The organism is Ulvibacter sp. 2305UL32-6, from assembly GCF_058148545.1.
The window spans coordinates 1-719 of record NZ_JBYVKA010000071.1; the positions used below are offsets into that span (position 1 = coordinate 1).

The following is a 719-nucleotide window of genomic DNA, read 5'->3' on the forward strand; positions in this document are numbered from 1 at the left end:
GCAACATTTGAAAAAAACAAATAAATGGAAAAAGCAAACCAAGTATTACACCCATTTCCTCTGATTAGAACTGGAGGATTATTTGTTTTATTCATAGGGTTTGGTATTGTAGTTGGAGCATTACTCGGAATAGAATTCTATGGAATCACTCTAGGGATTGGATTTTTTTTAGCCATAATATCATCACCAATCCTTGCGAAATTTGGAAAACGTTATAGAACACCACTCGGAAAACCAAAAAAATTCCAAATAATAGTATTAGTTTCTGCAATCATTTTAGAAATAATATTGATTCAAATTGTATACAATATTTTCCCCGAAAATGATATGCGGACTTTATTATTATGGGTTCTTTTCGTTGTTGGAATACATCTTATTATAATGTATTTTTCACACGGACCGAAAATGGGAATTCTTGGACTATTATGTACTATACTTGCAACCTTTGGGATTTGGATTGTAGATTGGCCTCTTTATGTTTTTTGGTCGACTGATGGACTTTTAAAAATAATTTTAGGACTAATTATGTTTATGGAAAAACCACAAATAAAACCTAAAAGCGTTAATTCATAATAACGAAATAAAAAACGTTGCACAACAATGTATAACCGCAATTACGGCGGATTCGACTACGTCCGAATCCACTCGGAATTGCTAACGCCTGTCCTAAACCGAAAATAATCGCTAATTTAACCCGTAACTGACGGTTATACGAGACC

1 protein-coding gene is annotated in these 719 nt (G+C 33.1%); it reads left to right on the top strand.

What is annotated here, in order from left to right; genetic code table 11:
• Nucleotides 1-24 precede the first annotated feature (24 nt).
• Complete coding sequence (locus ACY2RU_RS17765; protein WP_490139826.1) at nt 25-573, top strand: DUF6609 family protein; 549 nt, start codon at nt 25-27, stop codon at nt 571-573.
• The last annotated feature ends 146 nt before the right edge of the window (nt 574-719 follow it).

Bases quoted from the DNA above. Each gene is read 5' to 3' on its own strand.
- ACY2RU_RS17765 (WP_490139826.1), top strand. From the start codon at position 25: ATGGAAAAAGCAAACCAAGTATTACACCCATTTCCTCTGATTAGAACT.